Genomic DNA, 23,453 nt, shown 5'->3' on the forward strand with positions numbered 1-23,453 from the left:
CCCTGACCATTCATGTTCGATGTCGCTGCAGGCCGTCGGCCGCAGGGGTCCTCGAGCATCCACCACCCGCACGACCGCATCGGCGACCCGCGCCCCTCTGAGGCGAGCGCGGCGGAATCGCGAGCCGGTCGCGCTGTGTGGCCCGGTCGCGCCGCGGGTGCGATCATGAGCGTCTGCAGTCCGATGAGGGGAAGTCCATAGATGAACAGCGACGATCGCAGCCGAGGCTCGGACCGCGACCGCACCGGCGGCCGCGGAGCACAGCGGCCCCAGGGTGCCGGCTCCGGCGGTGGCCGCCCGTTCGGCGGGTCGGCGACCGGTGGCCCGCGTTCCGCAGGCAGGCCCGCGGGTGGTGCGGGCGGGCGAGGCGATGGTCCGTACGGCGCTGCTGGTCGACCGACCGGTGATCGTCGCGAGGGGTCTGCTCCGAGCGGAGCTGGGCGGGACGACCGTGTAGCCCCGGGTCGCGGTGCACGCGATGACCGGTCGTCGCGCCCTTTCCGGCCCGCGACCGGGCGACCGGAGCGTCCGTTCAGCACGGACCGTCCCGCGCGCACGTCCTCGACGACCGGCGGGCCCGGGGGCTACGGCCGCGGCGATCGCCCGGACCGTGGATCTGATGCGCGCGGGGAGCGGCCTTGGGGGCGGCAGTCGTCCGCCGGCGAGCGTGCCGGCGCTGCCGGCGCGGGGCAGTCGCGACGTGACAGCGGTCCGTCGCGGTTCCCCGACTCTGCGCGCTCGCGCGGATCCTCGTGGCGCGGCGCCGGTGACCGTGATCAGCGTCCCGCGGGTGATCGTCCTGGCGGCGCGCGGTCGTTCGGTTCGGGTGCCGGTTCGCGCGGCGCCGGGGGTGCCGGTGCGGCCGGCGGCTCGAGCGAACGGTACGTCCGTCCGGACCGTGGCTCCGGCGAACGCTCCTGGTCTCCGCGTGGAGACTCGGGGCCGGCCCGCTCCGGCGACGACCGTCCGCAGCGTTCCTCCGGCGCCGGGCCCCGGTCGTACGGGTCAGGCTCGGGCGGGGGACCGCGTGTCGCGGGCGGCCGCACGGACCGCCCGCAGCAGGGTGACCGTCGGACGTTCGGGCAGAGCGGATCGGGCGCCGGCGCCACGCGCGGGAGCGACCGCGGCTACGAGCGACCGCGCGACGAGCAGGCTCGTGGACCGCAGCGCGGGACGGGGGAGCGTCCGGCATACGGAGCCGGTGCCGGTCAGCGAGCGGATCGCGGCCAGGACCGACCGTACGGCCAGCGACCCTCGTCGGCGGGTGCCGGTGGGGACCGTGATCGTCGGCCGAGCGGTGCACCGGGGGAGCGGGCGTCCGGCGCACGCTCGTACGGCGCCGCCCCTCGTGCCGGTCAGGCGAGCAGCGGGGGCTTCTCGTCGCGCAACGCCGCCCACGGCTCGGACGACCGTGCCGCGCGGGCTGCAGGCGACCGGTCGGGTGCGGAGAGTGCACGCACGGGCGACCGGGCACGGTCCGACGACCGTCCGCGGTTCGAGGACCGCGGGCGCTCAGGCGAGCGTGGGTGGTCCGGTGAGCGCGGGCAGCGACCTGCGGGCGAGCGCCCGTACGCGGCGCGCGAGGAGGGTTCGTCGCGCAGCGAGCGCGGGCAGCGGCCCGCGGGCGAGCGTCCGTACGCGGCGCGCGAGGAGCGTTCGTCGTACGGTGAGCGGCCGTCGCGCGGTGAGCGGCCCTCGTACGGGGCGGGTGCCGAGCGGGGCGGGCGGTTCGAGGACAGGTCCGGGAGTGCCGATCGCGGGCGTCCGGGGACGGACCGGCCGGCGCGCCCGTCGGCCGACCGGACGGCCCGGCCGTCCGGCGTGCGGTCCGACCGCTTCGGTGGTGACCGTCCGGGGCGTCCTGGCGGGGAGCGGCCCGGTGCCGCACGCCCGTGGGGTCGCGGGGACGAGCCGTCGAGCAGGTTCGGGGACGACGACCGTCGGCCGACCCGTCCGCCGCAGCCGGACCGCGTACCCGCGCCCGAGCTGCCGGAGGACATCGCCTTCTCGGACCTCGACCGGGCCGTGCGCGCGCGGCTGCGCACGCTGAGCAAGGAGAACGCGGAGAACGTCGGCCTCCACCTGGTCATGACCGGGCGGCTGCTGGACTCCGACCCCGAGCTGGCGTACGAGCACGCCCAGGCCGCGGTGCGCCGTGCCGGGCGCGTCGACGTGGTGCGGGAGGCGGCCGGTCTGGCGGCGTACCGCACCGGACGGTTCGCCGAGGCGCTGCGTGAGCTGCGGACCGTGCGCCGGCTCAACGGCTCGTCGGAGCACCTGGCGATCATGGCCGACTGCGAGCGAGGGCTCGGACGTCCCGAGCGGGCGCTCGTGCTCGCCGCGAGCCCCGAGGCGGAGGGCCTCACGCCCGCCGAGTCCCTCGAGCTCGCGATCGTCGTGAGCGGTGCGCGGCTCGACCTCGGTGAGCCCGAGGCGGCGATCGCCGTGCTGCGCGCTCCTGCCGTGCGGGACGCGTCGGGCGTCGTGGCCGTCCGCGTCGCCCAGGCGCTCGCCGCGGCGTACGAGGCCGCGGGGCGTCACGACGAGGCGCGCGACGTGCTCGCGGGGTACACGCAGTCCCAGCTCGACGAGGCGTCGGGCGCCGCGGACGAGGAGGAGGACGATGTCGTCGTCTTCGACCTCGACGAGGACGAGGACGCGCCCGCGGGCAGCGAGTCTGGCGCCGCGGACGGCCGCTCTGCTGCCGGCGGCCCCGCGGACGAGCACCCCGCTGCGAGCCGCATCGACGAGGGGGACCAGGACGCCGACGGGTCCGACGAGCGCGTCGCTGTCGATCGTGCCGGCGAGACTGGCGGGACCGACGGAACTGACGGGACCGGCGAAACCGACGGAACCGACGGAACCGACGGAACCAACGAGACCGTTGGGGCCGACGAGACCGTTGGGGCCGACGGGACCGACGAGACCGGCGAGACCGGCGAGACCGTTGGGGCCGACGAGACCGACGGAACCGACCGAACCGACGGGACCGACGGGACCGACGGCCCGGACAAGACAGACAGCACGGATGAGACCGACAGCATGGATGAGGCCGACGACGCGGACGGGGCCGACGGGAACTCGGGCGAGGGCGAGGTCGACGGCGAGGACGTGCCGGACGGTGGCACGGTGGACGGTGCGGACCAGGCTCCCGACGGAGGAGCGGCGGTCGCGACCGACACCGGGGCCGACGAGCCCGAGCGCGAGGGGGACGCGTGAGCCGCGGGCTGCTCGGGAGCGACGTCCCGCTCGCGGAGGCGCACGACCTGGCGCTCGTGGACCTCGACGGGGTCGCGTACCGCGGCCACGAGCCGATCGTCGGCGCAGCGGAAGGGCTGGCGGGCGCGCGGCTGCGCGGGCTGCGGCTCGTGTTCGTGACGAACAACGCCTCGCGCGAGCCGGAGTCCGTGGCCGAGCAGCTCACGGGGCTGGGGATCCCCGCGGAGCCGGGCGAGGTCATGACCGCGGCGCAGGCCGCGGCGGAGATGCTGCGCACGCGGCTGCCGCAGGGGGCGAAGGTGCTCGTCGTCGGCGGAGCCGGGCTGGTCACCGCCGTGACCGCCGCGGGCTACACGGTCGTGGAGTCGGCGGACGACGAGCCCGCTGCCGTCGCGCAGGGGTTCGCGCCCGACCTCGGGTGGGCTCAGCTCGCCGAGGCGGCGTACGCGGTGCAGCGCGGTGCGTGGCACGTCGCGAGCAACCTCGACCTCAGCCTGCCGACCGCGCGCGGGTTCGCCCCGGGCAACGGCTCGCTCGTCGGCGCGGTGCGCGCGGCGACGGGGGTCACGCCGGACAGCGCGGGCAAGCCGTCCCCGGACATGTACCGCATGGCGATCGCCCGTGCGGGGGCGTCGTCGCCGCTCGTCATCGGTGACCGTCTCGACACCGACCTGGCCGGGGCCCGCGCCGGGGACATACCAGGGCTGCACGTCCTGACGGGCGTGAGCTCGGCCCGGGACGACGTCCTGGCCGCCCCGGGCGAGCGGCCGCACTTCATCGGCGCCGACCTGCGCTCGCTCCTCGAGCCGCACCCGCTGCCCGAGCGCTCGGCGGAGGGGTGGTGGGTCTGCCGGGGGGCCGCCGCACGCGTCGTGGACGGGCGCCTCGACCTGCACCGCGCGCCGGAGCCGGGGGATGATGTGGTCGACCTCGTGCGTGCGGCGTGCGCGGCGGCGTGGGACGCCGTCGACTCCGGTCTCACGCTGGATGCGGGCTCGGTGCCGGACCTGGGTGTGGGGGAACCGGGCGAGGTCAGCGCCGGAAGGTAGCGTGTCCCCGGTCCGGGGTGGCGCGTCAGGCGACGCGGTGCGACGACGACGGGAGGACGGACATGGACGAGCACGTCGACACGGCGCGCGCGGTGCCGCTGCCGTCCGCCGCGGCGTTCGCCGGTGGAGCACCCGCAGGCCCGACGCCCGCGAGCGTCCGCACCGCCCGGGCGGCCGCGGAGGAGCGCGACGGCGAGGACGGCTCGGCCACGGCCGACGGCGGGACCGGCGACCACGCGGTCGACGAGGCGCTCACGCTGCTCGCGACGCTCGACGAGGCGCCCCTGCGCGAGCACGTCGCCGTGTTCGACGGCGTGCACACCGCGCTGCAGGACCGCCTCGCGGACACCGAGGGCTGAGCGTGACGACCGCACGTCTGGACCTCGAGCTGGTGCGCCGCGGGCTGGCGCGCTCGCGCCGCCACGCGGGTGAGCTGATCGCGGCCGGGCGGGTCACCGTCGACGGTGTGCCGACCTCCCGCAGCGCCACGGCGCTGAGGGACGAGCAGTCGGTGACCGTGTCCGCCGCCGACGACCCCGGGTACGCCTCCCGCGCGGGTCACAAGCTCGCGGGCGCGCTCGACCGGTGGGTCCCCGCGGGCCTGCGCGTCGAGGACCGGGTGTGCCTCGATGCGGGCGCGAGCACGGGCGGGTTCACCGACGTGCTGCTGCGGCGCGGCGCCCGCAGCGTCGCGGCCGTCGACGTCGGGCACGGTCAGCTCGTCGAGGCACTGCGCACCGACCCGCGCGTCGAGTCGCGCGAGGGTGTCAACGTCCGCACCCTCGGGCCCGGGGACCTGGTGCCGCCGCCGGAGCTCGTGGTCGCGGACCTCTCGTTCATCTCGCTGACGCTCGTGCTCCCGGCGCTCGCCGGCGTGGCCGCTGACGGCGCGGACCTCGTCGTCATGGTCAAGCCGCAGTTCGAGGTCGGCCGCGAGCGGCTCGGTTCGGGCGGTGTCGTGCGCGACCCCGGGCTGCGCGCCGAGGCCGTCCTGACCGTCGCGCGCGCCGCGGTCGCGCTCGGGCTGCGCGTCGTCGACGTCTGCGCGAGCCCGCTGCCGGGGCCGAGCGGGAACGTCGAGTTCTTCGTGTGGCTGCACCGCGTTGGCGAGCCCGACGGGGCCGCTGGGCACGCCGAGGCGTCCGGCACCCGGAGCAGCACGACCACGGCCCAGGCTGGCCACCCCCGCACCGGGTCGGCCGAGGCCGGGCTGACCGACTCCGAGCTCGTGCGGCGCGTCGAGGCCGCCGTGGCGGACGGGGGTGCGCCGTGACGCGCCGCGTGCTCGTCGTCACGCACGGCGGTCGCGCCGAGGCGGTCGCCGCGACCGACGAGGCCGTGCGCGCGCTCAAGGCCGCCGGGTTCGTGCCGGTGATCGCGGACGACGACGGCACCCCGCCGTCCGTCGACGACCTGGACCTCGCGGTCGTCCTGGGCGGGGACGGCACGATCCTGCGCGCGGCGGAGCTGACCCGCGGCACCGGGGTGCCGTTGCTCGGGGTCAACCTCGGGCACGTCGGGTTCCTGGCCGAGAGCGAGCGCGAGGACATCGTGGAGGCCGTGCGCCGCCTCGCCGACGGCGCCTACACGGTCGAGGAGCGAGGGACGCTCGACGTGCGGGTGCACACCCCGGGCGGGGGAGCGCCCGACGTCGGCTGGGCGCTCAACGAGGCCGCGCTCGAGAAGAGCGACCGCGCACGGATGCTCGAGGTCGTCATCGAGGTCGACGGCCGGCCGTTGTCGTCCTTCGGGTGCGACGGGGTCGTGCTCGCGACGGCCACCGGCTCGACCGCGCACGCGTTCTCCGCCGGGGGACCGGTCGTGTGGCCGGACGTCGACGGCATGATCCTCGTGCCGCTCTCGGCGCACGCGCTGTTCGCGCGCCCCCTCGTCGTCGGGCCGTCGAGCGTGCTCGCGGTCGAGATCCTCGGCCGCTCGCCCGCGAGCGGGGTCGTCACGTGCGACGGGCGGCGCAGCACCGACCTGCCCGTGGGGTCGCGCGTCGAGGTCCGCCGCAGCCCGGTGCCGGTGCGCCTCGCGCGCCTGAGCCACGCGCCGTTCACGGACCGGCTCGTGAACAAGTTCGCGCTGCCCGTCGAGGGCTGGCGCGGCGAGAAGCCGAACGGAGGGCGTCGAGCCCTCGCCACCGACGGACACGAGGGCTGACCGTGCTCGAGGAGATCCGGATCGAGAACCTGGGCGTCATCGGGCGCGCGCACGTCACGCTCGGGCGCGGCCTGACCGTGCTCACGGGCGAGACGGGCGCGGGCAAGACGATGGTGCTCACGGGCCTGTCGCTGCTGCTGGGCGGCAAGGCCGACCCGGCGGTCGTCCGCACCGGGCAGCGCGGCGCGTCCGTCGAGGGCCGCATCGTCGAGCCCGAGGGCTCGGTCGTGCTCCGGCGGGCCGAGGACGCCGGCGCGGAGGCGGACGACGACGGGACGCTCGTCGTGCTGCGCACCGTCGGCGCCGCCACGCCCGAGAGCTCGGGGCGCTCGCGCGCGTTCCTCGGCGGCCGCTCCGTGCCGCAGGGCGTGCTCGCGGACCTCGCGGACGCGCTCGTGACTGTGCACGGCCAGGCGGACCAGGCGCGGCTGCGCTCGCCGTCGCGTCAGCGGGCCGCGCTGGACGCCTTCGCGGGCCCCGAGCATGCGGCGACGCTCGAGCGGTACCGCGAGGCGTGGAACGCCCGCCAGGCGGTCGCCGCGGAGCTCACCGAGCTCGTCGAGCGGAGCCAGGACCGGGCCCGCGAGGCGGAGCTGCTGCGGCTCGGGCTGAGCGAGGTCGAGCGGATCGACCCGCAGCCCGGCGAGGACGTCGACCTCGCCGCGGAGGTCGAGCGGCTCTCGCACGCCGAGGACCTGCGCTCGGCCGCGTCGGGGGCGCACACCGCGCTCGTCGGCGAGGACGACGCGACCGCCGACGGCTCGGCGAGCGCCGTGATCGACCACGCGCGCCGCCTGCTGGAGAACGTCGGCGAGCACGACGCGACGCTCGGCGCGCTCGCGACCCGCGTCGCCGAGGCCGGGTACCTGATCGCCGACGCGGCCGCCGACCTCTCGTCGTACGTGCAGGACCTCCAGGCCGACCCGGCCCGGCTCGAGACGGCGCAGCGCCGGCGCGCCGAGCTCGGGACGCTCACGCGCAGCTACGGCGCGGACGTCGCCGAGGTGCTCGCGTGGGCGGACGTCTCCGGGCGCCGGCTGCTCGAGCTGGAGGGCGGGGACGACCGCGTCGCCGAGCTCGAGGCGGAGCGCGACGCCCTGGACGCGCGGCTCGCGGAGCTCGGCGAGCAGCTCACGCAGGCGCGCCAGAAGGCCGCAGGCGTGCTCGCGGACGCGGTGTCGGAGGAGCTCACGGGCCTCGCGATGGCCGGTGCCCGGCTCGTCGTCGACGTGGCTCCCGCGGCCGAGCCCGGGCCGCACGGGCTCGACGCCATCGAGATGCTGCTCGTCCCGCACGCCGGCGCCCCCGCACGCCCGCTCGGCAAGGGCGCGTCGGGCGGTGAGCTCTCGCGCGTCATGCTCGCGATCGAGGTCGCGCTCGCGACGTCCCCGGGCTCGGGCGCGCACCGGCCCGGGACCTTCGTGTTCGACGAGGTCGACGCCGGCGTCGGCGGCAAGGCCGCGGTCGAGGTCGGCCGCCGGCTCGCGGCGCTCGCGCGGGACTCGCAGGTGCTCGTCGTCACGCACCTCGCGCAGGTCGCCGCGTTCGCGGACCAGCACCTCGTGGTGACCAAGTCGCACGCCGACGGCGTCGACGTCGTCACCGAGTCGGACGTGCGTTCCGTCACGGGCGCCGACCGTGTCCGCGAGCTCGCCCGCATGCTCTCGGGCCAGGAGGACTCCGAGGTGGCGCGCTCGCACGCGGCTGAGCTCCTGGAGCTCTCCGGCGTGGGACGATGACGGGCGATGAGAGTTCCCCTGCGCAAGCGCGCCTCCCTGCCTGACGAGCCCGGACTCGGCGGTCCGGCCCGAGTCGACCCCCGGACGAAGGCGCTGACCAAGCGTCTGCGACCCGGCGACATCGCGGTCATCGACCACCTGGACATCGACCGCGTCTCGGCCGAGGCGCTCGTCGCGTGCAGTCCCGCCGCGGTGCTCAACGCCGCACGGTCGACGTCGGGCCGCTACCCGAACCTCGGGCCCGAGATCCTGCTCGAGGCCGGCATCCCGCTCGTCGACGACCTCGGTCCGGACGTCATGGCGATCACCGAGGGCCGCGCCGTGCGCGTGCTCGACGGCTCGGTGTACGACGGCGAGACGCTCATCGCCGAGGGCGTGCTGCAGACCACGGAGACCGTGGCCGCGGCGATGGAGGAGGCGCGGGCCGGGCTGTCCGTCCAGCTCGAGTCGTTCGCGGCGAACACCATGGACTACCTGCGGCGCGAGCGCGACCTGCTGCTCGACGGCGTCGGCGTGCCCGACATCGACACCGACATCGACGGCCGCCAGGTGCTCATCGTGGTGCGGGGCTACCACTACAAGGAGGACCTCGTCACCCTCCGGCCGTACATCCGTGAGTACCGGCCGGTGCTCATCGGGGTCGACGGCGGTGCCGACGCGATCCTCGACGCCGGCTGGACCCCGGACCTCATCGTGGGCGACATGGACTCGGTCTCGGACCGCGCGCTGCTGTGCGGCGCCGAGGTCGTGGTGCACGCCTACCGCGACGGGCGCGCGCCGGGCCTCGCGCGCGTCGAGCAGCTCGGGGTCGGCCACGTGGTGTTCCCGGCGACGGGGACGAGCGAGGACGTCGCGATGCTGCTCGCGGACGACAAGGGCGCCGAGCTCATCGTCGCGGTCGGCACGCACGCGACGCTCGTGGAGTTCCTCGACAAGGGCCGCTCCGGGATGGCGAGCACGTTCCTCACGCGCCTGCGCGTCGGCGGCAAGCTCGTCGACGCCAAGGGTGTCTCGCGCCTGTACCGCCACCGCATCTCGAACGTGCAGCTCGTGCTGCTCGTGCTCGCGGGGCTCCTGGCCCTCACCGTCGCGCTAGCGTCGACCGCCGCGGGCCAGACGCTCGCCGGTCTCGCCGGTGCGCGGTTCGACGACCTGTTCTCGTGGCTCGGCTCGCTCGTGGGGGAACCCCAGGAATGAGCCTGACGCCGCCCGCCTGCGACCGAGAGATCCTCACGTGATCGACTTCCGTTACCACATCGTCTCGCTCATCTCGGTGTTCCTGGCCCTCGCGGTCGGCATCGCGCTGGGTGCCGGTCCGCTCAAGGAGACCATCGGCGACACGCTCACCGGGCAGGTCGAGGCGCTGCGCGCCGAGAAGGACGGGCTGCGCACCGAGCTCGAGACGTCGCAGGCGCGGCTCGCGAACTCGTCGTCGTGGATCGGCGCGGCCGGCCCGCAGCTCGTCGACGGGACGCTCGAGGGCCGCCGCGTCGCGGTCGTCCAGCTCGGCGAGATCAACCCCGAGCGCGCCGCGGCGATCGACTCCGCGCTCACCGACGCGGGCGCGACCCTGACCGCCCACGCGACCGTCACGGACGTGTGGACCGACGAGGAGCTGCGCAGCATGCGCCGGGCCCTCGCGGGCACGTTCGTGCAGTACCTGAACCCGGCGCCGGCGGACGACGCGCAGGACGAGACGATCCTCGCCCAGGCGCTCGCCCAGGGGCTGACGGGTGCCTCGCCGACGTCGCCCGACACGCTCTCGGAGTCCGCGTCGACGCTGCTGGACCTGCTCGACGAGGGCGACCAGGCGCTCATCGCGGTGACCGAGCCCGTCGTCACGGCCGCGGACGCCGTGGTGGTCGTGAGCCCGTACGACGAGGCCGCCGCGGCGACCGGGACGCCCGGCGGCGAGGAGCAGGAGACCACGACGTCCGCACAGCTCGCGATCCTCGAGGCGGCGCACGAGCGCTCCGAGGGCGCCGTGCTCGCGGACGCCCCGCGCGACGCCGCGACGCTCACCGACGCGGTGCTCGCGGACCCCGAGCTCGCGGACCGGCTCACGACCGTCACGGGCACCGACCAGGCCCCCGGTCAGATCTCCGTCGCGCTCGCGCTCAACGCACGCATCGGCGGGACGACGGACCACTACGGCTTCGGCGAGGAGCAGACCGTGCTCCCGCAGCCCGTCGTGCTCGCGCCCGTCGACCGCACGCCCACCTCGGTGGCGCCGACCGACCCGAACGCCGCCGGGAACGGCGGATGACGGTCGGGCCGCTGCGCCGGGTGCTCGGGGCCGTCGGCGCGGCGTCCGCGACCCTCGTGGCCCGCGGGCTGCTCGACGAGGTCCCGGGCGGGACCGCGCGCTGGACGCGCACCAACCACCGCGGCGAGCCCGTGAGCATGCTCGCCGGACCGGCGGCCGCCGCGGGCGCGCTCGTCGGGGGCGTGGTCGGGGCGGGCAGCGTGCGGAGCGCGCTCGCGGCGACGGTCGCGACCGGCACGGCGGCGTCGTTCGGCGTGGTCGACGACCTGACGGAGGACACGACCGAGCGCACCAAGGGCCTGCGGGGTCACCTCGGCGCCCTCGCGCGCGGGCGCGTGACGACGGGCGGGCTCAAGGTCCTCGGGATCGGCGCCGGTGCGGTGCTCGCGGCCGCGATCGCGACCCCGGTGCGCGGCTCGGACGGCTCTCGGCGGTCGCCCGGCGGCTGGGGCCTCGACGTGCTCGTGTCCGGCGCGCTCGTCGCCGCCTCGGCCAACCTCGTCAACCTGCTCGACCTGCGGCCCGGGCGCGCGCTCAAGGCCGTCGGCATCGTGGCGGCGCCGGTCGTGCTCGCGGGCGGCCCCGGTGCGGGGCTCGCCGCGGCGGTCCTCGGCACCGCGGCGGCCGGGCTCGAGGCCGACCTCGCCGAGCGCGACATGCTCGGTGACGGCGGGGCCAACGCGCTCGGCGCCGCGCTCGGCACGGCCGTGGTACTCGAGGCGAGCCGCCCGGTGCGCTGCGGCGTGCTGGCCGGGCTGGTGGCCCTCACGCTCGCGAGCGAGCGCATCAGCTTCACCGAGGTCATCGCCCGCACGCCCGTGCTGCGGGAGGTCGACGCGTGGGGACGGCGGCCGGCGGCTCCCGTCCGGGTCGAGGGCACCGGCGCGTGAGCCCGCGGCTCCGGGCGCTCGTCGCCGGGCTGGCCGGGGCGGCGGCGATGATCGCGGTCGTGACCGTGCTCAGCCGGCTGCTGGGCTTCGCGCGGACGTTCGCGCTCGCGGGCAACGTCGGCGCGGACTCGGTCGCGGGCGCGTACGCGGCGGCGAACACGCTGCCGAACGTCATCTTCGAGGTCGCGGCCGGCGGCGCGCTCGCCGGCGCGCTCGTCCCGGTCCTCGCCGGACCGCTCGCCCGCGGCGCGCGCGAGGACGTCGACCGGATCGCGTCCGCGGTGCTGGGCTGGGTCCTGCTCGTGCTCGTGCCGCTCGGCGTCCTGCTGGCGCTCCTGGCCGGCCCCGTCGCCCGTGTCGTGGCGGACCTGTCGGACGACCCCGGCCAGGAGGACCTCGTCCGGTTCTTCGTCGTCGTGTTCGCCGTGCAGGTGCCGCTCTACGGCGTGGCCGTGGCGCTCGCGGGCGTGCTGCAGGCGCAGCGCAGGTTCTTCTGGCCCGCGTTCGTGCCGGTCCTGTCGAGCCTCGTCGTGCTCGTCGCGTACTTCGCGTACGGGGCGCTCGCCGGTGGCGAGGGGACCGACCCGTCGGCGGTGCCCGGCGCGGCGCTCGGGTGGCTCGCGTGGGGCACGACCGCCGGTGTCGCGGCGATGAGCCTGCCGCTGCTGGTCCCGGTGTGGCGCTCGGGCGTCCGACTACGTCCGACGCTGCGGTTCCCCGAGGGCGTCGCCGCGCACGTGCGCCGTCTCGCGTTCGCGGGCGTCGGCGCGCTCGTCGCGCAGCAGGGCGCCGTGCTCGTGGTGCTCGCGCTCGCGACCGCCGGACCGGAGGGCACACCCGCCGTCTTCCTGTACGTGCAGGCCGTCTACGTGCTGCCGTACGCGGTGCTCGCGGTGCCGCTCGCCACGGCGACGTTCCCGCGCCTCGCCCAGCGTGCGAGCGAGGCCGACCGTGACGGCTTCGCTCGCCTCGCGGCGCAGACGACCCGCGCGGTGCTGGTCGCGTCGGGTCTCGGGGCAGCGGCCCTCGTCGCGGCCGCCCCCGCGGTCGCGAGCCTGTTCGTCGGGGTCGCCGACGAGGGCGACCCGGAGCTGCTCGCCGCGATGAGCCCGGCGCTCAGCTGGATGGCGCCGGGGCTGCTGGGCTACGCGCTGCTGTTCCACGTCTCGCGCGCGCTCTACGCGCTCGACCGCGGCAGGGCGGCGGTGCGTGCCGCGGCGCTCGGCTGGCTCGTCGTCGTCGTGGCCTCGCTCGTCGCCTGCCTGCTCGTGGTCCCCGACCGCCAGACGCCGGCGACCCTGCTCGCGCTCGGTGCCGGCAACGCGGTCGGGATGCTCGTCGCGGGTGCGGCCCTGCTGGTCGAGCTGCGCCGGGCCGCCGGGCGGGACGCGCTGCACGGCGTCGCGCGCACGCTGCTCGTGCTCGCCCTCGGCGGCGTGGTCGGCGGGGTCCTGGGCCGCCTCGTGGCCGACGGCGTGCTCGCCCTCGTGGGGGACGGCGTCGTCGCGGGGCTCACGGCGGGCGCCGGGGGAGGCGTCGTCGCGCTCGTGCTCGCCGCCTGTGTGGTGCTCGGGCTCGACCGCGGGATCCTGCGCTCGCTCGACGTCCGCGGGGCCGCGCGGTCCGCACGCACGACGAACGACGGGAGAGGTGCATGAGCCGACGGGTCGTCCAGGTGCTCGGGTCGAGCGCCGGCGGGGTCGCGCGCCACGTGGCCCAGATCGCGTCCGCGCTGTCCGCGGGCGGCGACGAGCTCGACGGGCTGCAGGTCCAGGTCGTGGGGCCGGCGGCCGTCAAGGCAACCGTCCTGCCCGGGACCGGCACGGGCACCGACGCCGTGGCGTTCCGCGCCGTCGAGATCACCGACCGCCCGCGTCCCGCCGACGCACGCGCCGTCCTCGAGCTGCGGCGGCTCGTGCGCGAGGCCGGGGTGCTGCACGCGCACGGCCTGCGCGCCGGGGCGCTCGCGGTGCTCGCGGCACGGACGCTGCCGCGCGGCGTCCGGCCCCGGTCGGTCGTGACCCTGCACAACCTGCCCGTGGGCGGGCGCGCGGTCCGCGTGGTGTCCGGCGTGCTCGAGATCGTCGTGACGCGCGGCGCGGACGTCGTGCTCGGCGTCTCGGGCGACCTCGTGGCGCGCGCCGGTGCTCGTGGTGCCCGACGCGCCGAGCGCGCGCTCGTGCCCGCGCCGACGACCCCGCCGCCCGGGCGGTCGCGCGAGGACGTCCGGGCGGACCTCGGCGTGCCCGACGGTGCCGCGCTCGCCGTCACCGTCGCGCGCCTGGCCCCGCAGAAGGGGCTCGACACGCTGCTCGACGCAGCCGGGCTCCTGCGCGCCGCGCTCCCGCTCGTGTGGGTCGTGGCGGGGGACGGTCCGCTCGAGCCCGCCCTGGCAGCGCGCGTGCGCGGCGAGGACCTCCCCGTCCGGCTGCTGGGTCGGCGCCACGACGTGCCGGACCTGCTCGCCGCCGCGGACGTCGTGGTCTCGACCGCGGTCTGGGAGGGCCAGCCGATCGCGGTCCAGGAGGCCCTGCGCGTCGGCGCGGCCGTCGTCGCGACCGATGCCGGGGGCACGCGTGAGGTGACGGGCGACGCCGCGGTGCTGGTCCCGGTCGGGTCGGCGGAGCGGCTCGCGGAGGCGGTCCGCGCGGTGCTGTCGGACGACGGGCGGCGCGAGGAGCTCCGCGCGGCGGCGTCGGCACGGTCGGCCGAGCTGCCCGACGTCGCGCAGGTCGTCGCCCAGCTCGTGCGGGTCTACGGGTTCGACGCGGGGGGCTCCGACGGCGGCGCCCGCCACCGCCCGCCAGGCCCTCACCGCTGACGCCCGTCGGACCCACCCTGCCGCCCGTCGGGGACGCGCCGACCGCCCGTCCGGGTCTGGCGCCCGCGTCGGGTAGAGTGGAAGCCCGTGGCAGAGCGCGCAAATCGACTCTCCGGGCGGTCGGACAACACGACCCGGCACATCTTCGTCACCGGAGGCGTCGCCTCCTCTCTGGGCAAAGGCCTCACGGCCAGCTCACTCGGACGACTCCTGCGCTCCCGTGGCCTCAAGGTCACGATGCAGAAGCTCGACCCGTACCTCAACGTCGACCCCGGGACGATGAACCCGTTCCAGCACGGCGAGGTCTTCGTGACGGAGGACGGGGCGGAGACCGACCTCGACGTCGGCCACTACGAGCGCTTCCTCGACGTCGAGCTCGTGGGCTCGGCGAACGTCACGACGGGCCAGGTGTACTCGCAGGTCATCGCCAAGGAGCGACGCGGCGAGTACCTCGGTGACACCGTGCAGGTCATCCCGCACATCACCGACGAGATCAAGCTGCGCATGCGCGCCCAGGCGGACCCCGCCGAGGGTCAGGCGCCGGACGTGATCATCACCGAGATCGGCGGCACGGTCGGCGACATCGAGTCGCTTCCGTTCCTCGAGGCGGCCCGCCAGGTGCGCCACGACCTCGGCCGCGACAACGTGTTCTTCCTGCACGTGTCCCTCGTGCCCTACATCGGCCCGAGCGGTGAGCTCAAGACGAAGCCGACGCAGCACTCGGTCGCCGCGCTGCGCTCGATCGGCATCCAGCCCGACGCGATCGTGTGCCGGGCGGACCGCGACATCCCCGAGGCCACGAAGCGCAAGATCGCGCTCATGTGCGACGTCGACGCCGAGGCGGTCGTGACCGCCAAGGACGCGCCGAGCATCTACGACATCCCCCGCGTGCTGCACTCCGAGGGCCTCGACGCCTACGTCGTGCAGCGCCTCGGCCTGCCGTTCCGCGACGTCGACTGGAGCGGCTGGGACGAGCTGCTGCAGCGCGTGCACGTTCCCGCGCACCGCGTCGAGGTCGCGCTCGTCGGCAAGTACATCGACCTGCCCGACGCGTACCTCTCGGTGACCGAGGCGCTGCGCGCCGGCGGGTTCCACCACGACGCCAAGGTCGTCATCCGCTGGGTCACCTCGGACGACTGCCAGACGGCCGAGGGCGCCAAGCTCGCGCTCGAGGGCGTCGACGCGGTGCTCGTGCCCGGCGGGTTCGGCGTGCGCGGCATCGAGGGCAAGCTCGGCGCGCTGCGCTGGGCCCGCGAGCAGAAGGTGCCGACGCTCGGCATCTGCCTGGGCCTGCAGTGCATGGTCATCGAGTTCGCGCGCACCGTGCTCGAGCTGCCCGGTGCGTCGTCGTCGGAGTTCGACACCGACCCCGTCGACCCGGTGGTCGCGACGATGGAGGAGCAGCTCGCGATCGTCGACGGCGCGGGCGACCTCGGCGGCACGATGCGGCTCGGCGCGTACGACGCGGTGCTGACCCCGGGGTCGGTCGTCGCGGAGGCCTACGGCACGACCGAGGTCTCGGAGCGTCACCGGCACCGCTACGAGGTCAACAACGGCTACCGCGACCGCCTCGAGGCGGCCGGCCTCGTGATCTCGGGCGTCTCGCCCGACCGGTCGCTCGTCGAGTTCGTCGAGCTGCCGCGCGAGACCCACCCGTACTTCGTGGCGACGCAGGCGCACCCGGAGTTCAAGTCGCGCCCGAACCGCGCGCACCCGCTCTTCGCGGGCCTGATCGGTGCGGCGCTCGCGCAGCACGGGACGGACGAGGACTGACATGACGAGCACGGAGCCGCGCGCCGGGGACGACCAGGACCTCACCGAGGTCGCCGACCGCGCGGCTCCGCGCCCTGTCACCGAGCACACGCTGATCCACGAGGGTCGCGTGTGGGACCTGGTGGGCGACGTCGTGGACCTGGGGGAGACCCAGGTGCTGCGCGAGTACGTCGACCACCCGGGCGCGGTCGCGGTCATCGCGGTCGACGACGAGGACCGGGTCCTGCTGCTGCGCCAGTACCGGCATCCGGTGCGCTCCGAGCTGTGGGAGCCGCCCGCCGGGCTGCGGGACGTCGCGGACGAGCCGCCCGTCCGGACCGCGGCGCGCGAGCTCGCCGAGGAGGCGGACCTGCGCGCCGAGCGGTGGCACGCGCTCGTCGACTTCTACACGACACCCGGGGGCTCGTCGGAGGAGATCCTGGTCTTCCTCGCGCGCGGGCTCTCGCCGGTGCCGGACGACGAGCGGTTCGAGCGCACCGACGAGGAGGCCGGCATGGTCCCCGTGTGGGTCCCGCTCGACGACGCCGTCGCGGCGGTGCTCGCGGGCCGGCTGCGCAGCCCGTCGGCGGTCGTCGGCATCCTCGCGGCGGCAGCGGCGCGCGCGCGCGGGTGGGACGAGCTCACGCCCGCGGACGCAGCTCCCTGACGAAGGCGGTCAGCGCCGCGGCGAGCAGCGCCGCGCCGAGCATGTGCACACCCACGAGCAGCGCGGGCAGGCCCGTGAAGTACTGCACATAACCGATCAGACCCTGGGCGAGGGTCACGGCGACGAGCACCACGCCGGCACGGCGAGCACGCCGGGGCGCGGCGCTGCGGAGCAGGGCGACGACGAGCGCGGTCAGCAGCGCGAGGAACGCCCACACCGACGCGGCGTGCAGCTTCGCAGCGAGCACCGGGTCGAACGCGAACCGGTACGCGACCTCCTCGTCGCCGCCGTGCGGGCCGGACCCGGTCACGAGGATGCCAAGCGCGAGCATCACGACGGCGACGCCGACGAGCACGCGGCTCAGGGTGACCACGCGCGGGCCGACGACGGCACGCGGCGGACCGTCGCCCTGCCGGTGGCGGACGACGAGCGCGGTCGACGCCGCGACGAGCCCGAGCGAGATGATCATGTGCAGCCCGACGAGGGCGGGCGGCAGCTCGAGCAGCACGATGATGCCGCCGACCACGGCCTGGAGGACGACGCCGACGAGCGGCAGGATCCCGAGCCGCCGGTAGCCCGGCGAGCGCGTCAGGTCGGTCCACACCAGCGCGGCGACCGCGATCGCGATGACGCCGAGGACGCCGGTCAGCGTCCGGTTGCCGAACTCGATGAACGGGTGGATCGAGCTCGCGGAGTGCAGCGCGGGAGTGAACTCACCGGGCTCGCACTGCGGCCACGTCGAGCAGCCGAGGCCCGAGCCGGTGAGCCGGACCGCGCCGCCCGTGACGATGATGACCACCTGCGCGACGAGGTTCGCGACCAGCGCCGGGCGAGTCCACGTCCGCCAGCGGGCCAGCGGGTCACGGCGGACGGGCGGGGCGGTGACGGGCGCGGTGCTCACGTCCTCCAGGGTACGGCGGCGCGGCCGTCGGCCACCCCGGCTGCGGCCTCGTGCGGACGTGAGATGGGCGACGCCGGCAGCCGGGTCACGCGCCGCCCGCCGGCCTGCCGGTCGCGGAGCGCGGCGACGAGCCCGGGGGCCGCGAGGCGAGCGGAGGACCCGCGGTCAGTGCCAGCGGAACAGCCGCCGGGCGCCCCACGCGAGGGCGAGCGCCCAGGCGAGCAGCACGAGCAGCGAGCCCCCGGCAAGCTCGCCGCGCACGAGCCCCGCGCGCAGCGCCTCGCCGAGCGCGCCCGAGGGCAGCAGCAGCGCGACGTCGCCGAGCCAGCCGGGGAGCTGGCTCGCGGGGATGACGACCCCGCCCGCGACCGCGAGCAGCACGAGCACGAGGTTGGCGGTCGCCAGCACGGCCTCGGCGCGCAGCGCCCCGGCGAGCGCGAGGGCGAGCGCGGTGAACGCCGCGGTGCCGAGCAGGAGCGCGAGCAGCGCCGCCGGCACGCCGGCGAGCTCGGGCCGCCAGCCGAGCGCGACCGCCACGGCCCCGATCACCACGACCTGCACGACCTCGACCGCGAGCACCCCGAGCACCTTGCCCGCGAGCAGCCCGCCGCGCCCGAGCGGCGTCGTGGCGAGCAGCCGCAGGACGCCGTTGCGCCGGTCGAACGCGGTCGCGATGGCCTGCGACGTGAAGGACGTGCTCATCACCGCGAGGGCCAGCACGCCGGGCGCGACGAAGTCGATGCGCGACGCGCCGTCGGTCGCGAGGTCGACGAACCCGGTGCGCGCGAGCCCGACCAGGACGAGGACCGGGAGGATCACCGTCACGAGGAGCTGCTCGCCGTTGCGCAGGATCATGCGCGTCTCGAACGCGGCCTGCGCGAGCACGCGCCGCAGGGCGGGGGCCGCGGCGGGGGCGGTGCGCGTCGCATCGGCCGCGGGGGTGCCGGGCGGTGCGGGCTCCGACGACGGGGTCCCCGTCGGTGCCGGGCGGGCGTCGGGGCTCATCGCAGGCTCCGTCCGGTGAGGTCGAGGAAGACGTCCTCGAGCGTGCGGCGGCCGACGGTCATCCGGCTCAGGAGCAGGTCGCGGCCGGCGCACCACGCGGTCAGGTCGGCGAGCGTGCGGGCGTCGACGTCCCCGGTGACGACGTAGTCGAGGTCACCGCCGTCGGCGGCGGGGCGCACCGCGCGCGCGGCGCCCGCGCCGGGTCGTGCGGAGAGCGCCTCGGCGAGGGAGCCCAGCGCGGCCGCGTCGAGCGGGGCCGGTGCTGTGAACCGAAGCGTCCGGTCGCTGCCGGACGCGACGAGCCCCGCGACCGAGCCCTGCGCGATCACCGCGCCGTGGTCGACGACGACGACGCGGTCCGCGAGGTCCTCGGCCTCGTCCATGAGGTGGGTCGTGAGCACGACGGACGTGCCCTCGTCGCGCAGCTCGCGCACGAGCTCCCACACCGCACGCCGCGACTGCGGGTCCATCCCGGCGCTCGGCTCGTCGAGGAACACGAGCTCGGGACGCCCGACGAGCGCGGCGGCGAGCGCGAGCCGCTGGCGCTGCCCACCCGACAGCCGCCGGACCGTCGTGCGCGCGAAGCCGCCCAGCCCGAGCCGTTCGGCGAGCTCGCCGACGTCCCGCGGGCGGGCGTGCAGGCGCGCGACGTGCTCGAGCATCTCGAGCGCGCGCACGCCGGTCGGCAGCCCGCCGTCCTGGAGCATCACGCCGACGCGCGGGCGCAGCGCACGGGCGTCGGCCAGCGGGTCGAGCCCGAGGACGCGGACCGTGCCGGCGTCGGGGGAGCGCAGGCCCTCGCAGCACTCGACGGTCGTCGTCTTGCCGGCGCCGTTGGGCCCGAGGACCGCGGTCACGCGACCGGCGTCCGCGACGAGGTCGAGCCCGTCGACGACCGCCCGGGAGCCGTAGCGCTTCACGAGGCCGCGGATCTCGACGGCGGGGGACTCGGGCACGCAGGGAGTCTAGGTGCTGCGTGCGGGCCCACCACGCGCCCGGCGGCGGTCGTGGTGAGGGTCACCTTGCTTGCACGGAACGAATTCGGCAACAAGGATGTTGGCAATATCGAGACCCGGAGGAGGTGGTGTGTGAGCGCGACGATGCCCGCGACGCGTGAGCCTCGGTCGACCCCGCGGACGCTCGCTGCCGCCTCCGCCGCCCCGCACGGCGCGACGTCCACCACCACCCTCCCGTCGGTCCCGTCCGGGCCCGTCGACGAGGCCGGGACCCGCCGCCGCATCCTCGAGCTCGTCGCCGCCGACGGTCCCGTCTCCGCGGCCGAGCTCGCCGCGGAGCTCGACCTGACCGGCACCGCGATCCGGCGCCACCTCGACGTCCTCAAGGGCACCGCCCAGATCGCGGTGCACGAGTCGAGCACCCCCGCGCCCGCCCGGCGCGGGCGTCCCGCCCGCCGGTACGTCGTGACCGCGCAGGGCCAGGCGGCGCTCTCGCACCGCTACCCCGAGCTGGCCGCGCAGGCGCTGCGCTTCCTCGCCGAGGTCGCGGGCCCGGGCGCGCTCGAGGAGTTCGCCGAGCGTCGCGTGCGCGACCTCGAGAACCGGCACTCCGCGGCGGTCGCCGCCGCGGGGCCCGACGTCCAGGCGCGTGCCCAGGCCCTCGCCGACGGCCTCGCCCGGGACGGGTACGCCGCGACGGCGCGCCCCGGACCGGGCGCACGGGCGGTCCAGCTCTGCCAGGGCCACTGCCCGGTGCAGCAGATCGCCACCGAGTTCCCGCAGCTCTGCGAGGCCGAGGCGCACGCGTTCTCGCGTCTCCTCGGAGTCCACGTGCAACGCCTCTCGACGCTCGCCGCCGGGGGTCACGTGTGCACCACGAACATTCCGATCACCACGCCCCCTGCCCCTGTGGAAGGACCGAACGCATGAGTGCGTCCACCGAGAACCCCGTGAGCACCCCCCTCACCCAGGACGAGGCCATCGCGTCCATCGGCACCTACGGGTACGGATGGCACGACGGCGACGCCGCCGGCGCGACCGCGCGCCGCGGCGTCGACGAGGACGTCGTCCGCAACATCTCCGCGCTCAAGAACGAGCCCGAGTGGATGCTCAAGACGCGCCTGAAGTCGCTGCGCCTGTTCGACAAGAAGCCCATGCCCTGGTGGGGCTCGGACCTGTCGGGCATCGACTTCGACAACATCAAGTACTTCGTGCGGTCGACCGAGAAGCAGGCGACGAGCTGGGAGGACCTCCCGGACGACATCAAGAACACGTACGACCGGCTCGGCATCCCGGAGGCGGAGAAGCAGCGCCTCGTCGCCGGCGTCGCCGCGCAGTACGAGTCCGAGGTCGTCTACCACCAGATCCAGGAGGAGCTGGAGGAGCAGGGCGTCATCTTCGTCGACACCGACACAGGCCTGCGTGAGTACCCGGAGATCTTCGAGCAGTACTTCGGCTCCGTGATCCCCCCGGGCGACAACAAGTTCGCCTCGCTCAACACCGCGGTGTGGTCGGGCGGCTCGTTCGTCTACGTCCCGCCGGGCGTGCACGTCGAGATCCCGCTGCAGGCCTACTTCCGGATCAACACCGAGAACATGGGCCAGTTCGAGCGGACGCTGATCATCGCGGACGAGGGCTCGTACGTGCACTACGTCGAGGGCTGCACCGCCCCCGTCTACTCGAGCGACTCGCTGCACTCCGCGGTCGTCGAGATCATCGTCAAGAAGAACGCCCGGGTCCGGTACACGACGATCCAGAACTGGTCGAACAACGTGTACAACCTCGTGACCAAGCGCGCCACGGCCGCCGAGGGCGCGACGATGGAGTGGGTCGACGGCAACATCGGCTCGAAGGTCACGATGAAGTACCCGGCGATCTACCTCATGGGTGAGCACGCGCGCGGCGAGACGCTGTCGATCGCGTTCGCGGGCGAGGGCCAGCACCAGGACGCGGGCGCCAAGATGGTGCACGCCGCGCCGCACACGTCGTCGTCGATCGTGTCGAAGTCGGTCGCCCGCGGCGGTGGGCGCACCTCGTACCGGGGCCTCGTCCAGGTGCTCGAGGGCGCGCACCACAGCGCGAGCAACGTGCTGTGCGACGCGCTCCTCGTCGACCAGATCTCCCGCTCGGACACCTACCCCTACGTCGACGTCCGCGAGGACGACGTCTCGATGGGGCACGAGGCCACGGTCTCGCGCGTGAGCGAGGACCAGCTGTTCTACCTCATGTCCCGCGGCATGGCCGAGACCGAGGCCATGGCGATGATCGTGCGCGGCTTCGTGGAGCCGATCGCGCGTGAGCTGCCCATGGAGTACGCCCTCGAGCTGAACCGCCTGATCGAGCTGCAGATGGAAGGGTCCGTCGGCTGATGACGAGCACCACAACTGACCAGGAGACCCCGGGCACGCCCGGCGGCCTCACGACCGACCACTCGCGTGCCGTCGCCGACGGGGCGCACCGCCACGGGGTCGGCGGCACGCCGCAGTCGTCGCGCGCGGAGCGCGTGAGCTCGTTCGAGCTCGCGCAGTTCCCCGTGCCGAACGGTCGGGAGGAGGAGTGGCGGTTCGCGCCGGTCGACCGGCTCGCCCCGCTGTTCGCGGACGAGCTGACCGGCCCGAAGGTGATCACGACTGTCGTCGAGGCGCCCGAGGTCACGGTCGAGGTCGTCGACCGCGACGACGTGCGCCTCGGCCAGGCCGGCAAGCCCGGCGACCGCACGGCCGCCACGGCGTGGGCGTCGTTCCAGCGCGCGACGATCCTCACGGTTCCGCCGCAGGCCGTGGCGTCGACCGCGACGATGGTCCGCGTCGAGGGCATCGACGCCGCCAAGACGACCGCGTCGCACATCCTCGTGCACGCCCGCGAGCTGTCCGAGTCGCTCGTGGTCATCGACCACGTCGGCCCGGCGTCGCTCGCGGAGACCGTCGAGGTCGTCGTCGAGGACGGCGCGCACCTGACGCTCGTGTCGGTCCAGGACTGGGCCGAGGGCTCGGTGCACGCGTCGAGCCACCGCATCAAGGTCGGCCGCGACGCGACGGTCAAGCACATCGTCGTCACGCTCGGCGGCGACGTCGTGCGCATCACGCCGGACGCCGAGTTCGCGGGGGAGAACGGCTCGATCGAGATGATCGGCCTGTACTTCGCGGACGCCGGCCAGCACCAGGAGCACCGCCTCTTCGTCGACCACAACGTCCCCTCGTGCCGCTCGCGCGTCACGTACAAGGGCGCGCTGCAGGGCGAGGGCGCGCACACGGTCTGGGTCGGCGACGTGCTGATCCGCGCCGAGGCCGAGGGCACCGACACGTACGAGCTCAACCGCAACCTCGTCCTCTCGGACGGTGCGCGGGCCGACTCGGTGCCGAACCTCGAGATCGAGACCGGCCTCATCGAAGGTGCCGGGCACGCGAGCGCGACCGGGCGCTTCGACGACGAGCAGCTGTTCTACCTGCGCTCGCGCGGCATCCCGGAGCCCGACGCGCGCCGGCTCGTCGTCCGCGGGTTCTTCGCCGAGCTCATCCACGCGATCGGCGTGCCCGAGGTCGAGGAGCGCCTGCTCGAGTCGATCGAGGCCGAGCTCGAGAAGAGCATGAGCGTGCTCGGCGCCGAGGCGACCCTGCCGACCGGCGACACGGACCTCACCCCGGTCGAGGTGCGCGAGCAGGAGCAGGTGTGAGCGCACAGTTCGCCTGCTACGCCGAGGACGTCGCCGTCGGCTGCGCCCTGCGCCTCGAGCTCGAGGGCGAGAAGGGCCCCGTCGAGGTCGCGGTCGTGCGCGACGAGGAGGGCGGCCTGCACGCCGTCTCCGACATCTGCTCGCACGGCCAGGTCTCGCTGTCCGACGGCGAGGTCGAGGGCCGCACCATCGAGTGCTGGCTGCACGGCTCGCGCTTCGACCTCACCACGGGCAAGCCGCTCAGCCCCCCGGCCGTGCGCCCCGTCCCCGTCTACCCCCTGACCGTCGACGGCGAGCGTGTGCTCGTGGACGTCGACGCCCCCCACGGATCCTCCGAGGAGAACTGAGA

General features: G+C 75.5%; 20 protein-coding genes. 17 read left to right on the top strand and 3 right to left on the bottom strand.

All coding sequences use genetic code 11. From position 1 onward, the window contains the following. The first annotated feature begins 2,025 nt into the window (after positions 1-2,025). The 13 genes from CCE01nite_RS22455 (at position 2,026) to CCE01nite_RS20690 (ending at position 16,569) form a co-directional block, all read left to right on the top strand. Positions 2,026-3,219: a hypothetical protein gene (locus CCE01nite_RS22455; RefSeq protein WP_281282418.1), complete on the top strand. Its 1,194-nt coding sequence runs from the start codon at positions 2,026-2,028 to the stop codon at positions 3,217-3,219. Next, positions 3,216-4,268 (top strand): HAD-IIA family hydrolase, encoded by a 1,053-nt coding sequence (locus CCE01nite_RS20635; RefSeq protein ID WP_034626831.1) that lies wholly within the window; start codon positions 3,216-3,218, stop codon positions 4,266-4,268. Before CCE01nite_RS22455 ends, CCE01nite_RS20635 begins: the two co-directional genes overlap by 4 nt. Before the next feature lie 62 nt (positions 4,269-4,330). Further along, complete coding sequence (locus CCE01nite_RS20640; protein WP_141372954.1) at positions 4,331-4,627, top strand: hypothetical protein; 297 nt, start codon at positions 4,331-4,333, stop codon at positions 4,625-4,627. 2 nt (positions 4,628-4,629) lie between these two features. Further along, positions 4,630-5,541, top strand: coding sequence for a TlyA family RNA methyltransferase (locus CCE01nite_RS20645; RefSeq protein WP_141372955.1), 912 nt, complete (start codon positions 4,630-4,632; stop codon positions 5,539-5,541). Further along, the gene (locus CCE01nite_RS20650) at positions 5,538-6,434 is read left to right on the top strand and encodes an NAD kinase (protein WP_034626838.1); all 897 of its coding nucleotides are present in this window, start codon (positions 5,538-5,540) and stop codon (positions 6,432-6,434) included. The genes CCE01nite_RS20645 and CCE01nite_RS20650 overlap by 4 nt, the downstream gene beginning before the upstream one ends. 2 nt (positions 6,435-6,436) lie before the next feature. Continuing rightward, positions 6,437-8,173, top strand: coding sequence for a DNA repair protein RecN (gene recN, locus CCE01nite_RS20655; RefSeq protein ID WP_034626842.1), 1,737 nt, complete (start codon positions 6,437-6,439; stop codon positions 8,171-8,173). A gap of 6 nt (positions 8,174-8,179) precedes the next feature. After that, positions 8,180-9,370 (top strand): putative cytokinetic ring protein SteA, encoded by a 1,191-nt coding sequence (gene steA, locus CCE01nite_RS20660; protein WP_034626846.1) that lies wholly within the window; start codon positions 8,180-8,182, stop codon positions 9,368-9,370. Positions 9,371-9,407: 37 nt separating this feature from the next. Further along, positions 9,408-10,439: a copper transporter gene (locus CCE01nite_RS20665; protein WP_034626850.1), complete on the top strand. Its 1,032-nt coding sequence runs from the start codon at positions 9,408-9,410 to the stop codon at positions 10,437-10,439. After that, positions 10,436-11,329, top strand: coding sequence for a hypothetical protein (locus CCE01nite_RS20670; protein WP_034626855.1), 894 nt, complete (start codon positions 10,436-10,438; stop codon positions 11,327-11,329). Before CCE01nite_RS20665 ends, CCE01nite_RS20670 begins: the two co-directional genes overlap by 4 nt. Beyond that, positions 11,326-12,987: a murein biosynthesis integral membrane protein MurJ gene (gene murJ / locus CCE01nite_RS20675; protein WP_034626925.1), complete on the top strand. Its 1,662-nt coding sequence runs from the start codon at positions 11,326-11,328 to the stop codon at positions 12,985-12,987. The genes CCE01nite_RS20670 and murJ overlap by 4 nt, the downstream gene beginning before the upstream one ends. Beyond that, positions 12,984-14,150 carry a glycosyltransferase family 4 protein gene (locus CCE01nite_RS20680; protein ID WP_034626861.1) on the top strand — a complete coding sequence of 389 codons (1,167 nt, stop codon included), beginning with the start codon at positions 12,984-12,986 and terminating at the stop codon, positions 14,148-14,150. Before murJ ends, CCE01nite_RS20680 begins: the two co-directional genes overlap by 4 nt. Positions 14,151-14,237: 87 nt before the next feature. Then, positions 14,238-15,923, top strand: coding sequence for a CTP synthase (gene pyrG, locus CCE01nite_RS20685; RefSeq protein ID WP_034626863.1), 1,686 nt, complete (start codon positions 14,238-14,240; stop codon positions 15,921-15,923). A 1-nt stretch (position 15,924) separates the two neighbouring features. Beyond that, positions 15,925-16,569, top strand: coding sequence for an NUDIX domain-containing protein (locus CCE01nite_RS20690; protein ID WP_034626866.1), 645 nt, complete (start codon positions 15,925-15,927; stop codon positions 16,567-16,569). On the opposite strand, the gene CCE01nite_RS20695 is transcribed toward CCE01nite_RS20690, so the two are convergent. The 3 genes from CCE01nite_RS20695 to CCE01nite_RS20705 all read right to left on the bottom strand — a co-directional run bounded on the left by CCE01nite_RS20695 (position 16,544) and on the right by CCE01nite_RS20705 (position 19,431). Next, the gene (locus tag CCE01nite_RS20695) at positions 16,544-17,470 is read right to left on the bottom strand and encodes a COX15/CtaA family protein (protein WP_246056810.1); all 927 of its coding nucleotides are present in this window, start codon (positions 17,468-17,470) and stop codon (positions 16,544-16,546) included. The two genes, CCE01nite_RS20690 and CCE01nite_RS20695, sit on opposite strands and share 26 nt — an antisense overlap. A 165-nt stretch (positions 17,471-17,635) precedes the next feature. Further along, positions 17,636-18,475 (bottom strand): ABC transporter permease, encoded by an 840-nt coding sequence (locus tag CCE01nite_RS20700; RefSeq protein WP_084142534.1) that lies wholly within the window; start codon positions 18,473-18,475, stop codon positions 17,636-17,638. Then, positions 18,472-19,431, bottom strand: coding sequence for an ABC transporter ATP-binding protein (locus tag CCE01nite_RS20705; RefSeq protein ID WP_034626870.1), 960 nt, complete (start codon positions 19,429-19,431; stop codon positions 18,472-18,474). Before CCE01nite_RS20705 ends, CCE01nite_RS20700 begins: the two co-directional genes overlap by 4 nt. A 132-nt stretch (positions 19,432-19,563) precedes the next feature. Here CCE01nite_RS20705 and CCE01nite_RS20710 point away from each other — a divergent pair, with 132 nt between their 5' ends. The 4 genes from CCE01nite_RS20710 to CCE01nite_RS20725 are packed head-to-tail and all read left to right on the top strand — an operon-like array spanning position 19,564 to position 23,451. Then, positions 19,564-20,361 carry a helix-turn-helix transcriptional regulator gene (locus CCE01nite_RS20710; protein ID WP_246056812.1) on the top strand — a complete coding sequence of 266 codons (798 nt, stop codon included), beginning with the start codon at positions 19,564-19,566 and terminating at the stop codon, positions 20,359-20,361. Then, the gene (gene sufB / locus CCE01nite_RS20715; protein WP_034626873.1) at positions 20,358-21,800 is read left to right on the top strand and encodes a Fe-S cluster assembly protein SufB; all 1,443 of its coding nucleotides are present in this window, start codon (positions 20,358-20,360) and stop codon (positions 21,798-21,800) included. Before CCE01nite_RS20710 ends, sufB begins: the two co-directional genes overlap by 4 nt. Then, entirely contained in the window at positions 21,800-23,104 is a 1,305-nt protein-coding gene (gene sufD, locus CCE01nite_RS20720) for a Fe-S cluster assembly protein SufD (RefSeq protein ID WP_052103748.1), read from the top strand. The genes sufB and sufD overlap by 1 nt, the downstream gene beginning before the upstream one ends. Beyond that, complete coding sequence (locus CCE01nite_RS20725) at positions 23,101-23,451, top strand: non-heme iron oxygenase ferredoxin subunit (RefSeq protein ID WP_034626876.1); 351 nt, start codon at positions 23,101-23,103, stop codon at positions 23,449-23,451. Before sufD ends, CCE01nite_RS20725 begins: the two co-directional genes overlap by 4 nt. The last annotated feature ends 2 nt before the right edge of the window (positions 23,452-23,453 follow it).

The sequence above is a fragment of the Cellulomonas cellasea genome (assembly GCF_006538745.1).
Classification (GTDB): Bacteria; Actinomycetota; Actinomycetes; order Actinomycetales; family Cellulomonadaceae; genus Cellulomonas_A; species Cellulomonas_A cellasea.

Bases quoted from the DNA above. Each gene is read 5' to 3' on its own strand.
- CCE01nite_RS20680 (WP_034626861.1), top strand. From the start codon at position 12,984: ATGAGCCGACGGGTCGTCCAGGTGCTCGGGTCGAGCGCCGGCGGGGTC.
- steA (WP_034626846.1), top strand. From the start codon at position 8,180: ATGAGAGTTCCCCTGCGCAAGCGCGCCTCCCTGCCTGACGAGCCCGGA.
- CCE01nite_RS20670 (WP_034626855.1), top strand. From the start codon at position 10,436: ATGACGGTCGGGCCGCTGCGCCGGGTGCTCGGGGCCGTCGGCGCGGCG.
- CCE01nite_RS20700 (WP_084142534.1), bottom strand. From the start codon at position 18,475: ATGAGCCCCGACGCCCGCCCGGCACCGACGGGGACCCCGTCGTCGGAG.
- CCE01nite_RS20690 (WP_034626866.1), top strand. From the start codon at position 15,925: ATGACGAGCACGGAGCCGCGCGCCGGGGACGACCAGGACCTCACCGAG.
- sufD (WP_052103748.1), top strand. From the start codon at position 21,800: ATGACGAGCACCACAACTGACCAGGAGACCCCGGGCACGCCCGGCGGC.
- sufB (WP_034626873.1), top strand. From the start codon at position 20,358: ATGAGTGCGTCCACCGAGAACCCCGTGAGCACCCCCCTCACCCAGGAC.
- CCE01nite_RS20640 (WP_141372954.1), top strand. From the start codon at position 4,331: ATGGACGAGCACGTCGACACGGCGCGCGCGGTGCCGCTGCCGTCCGCC.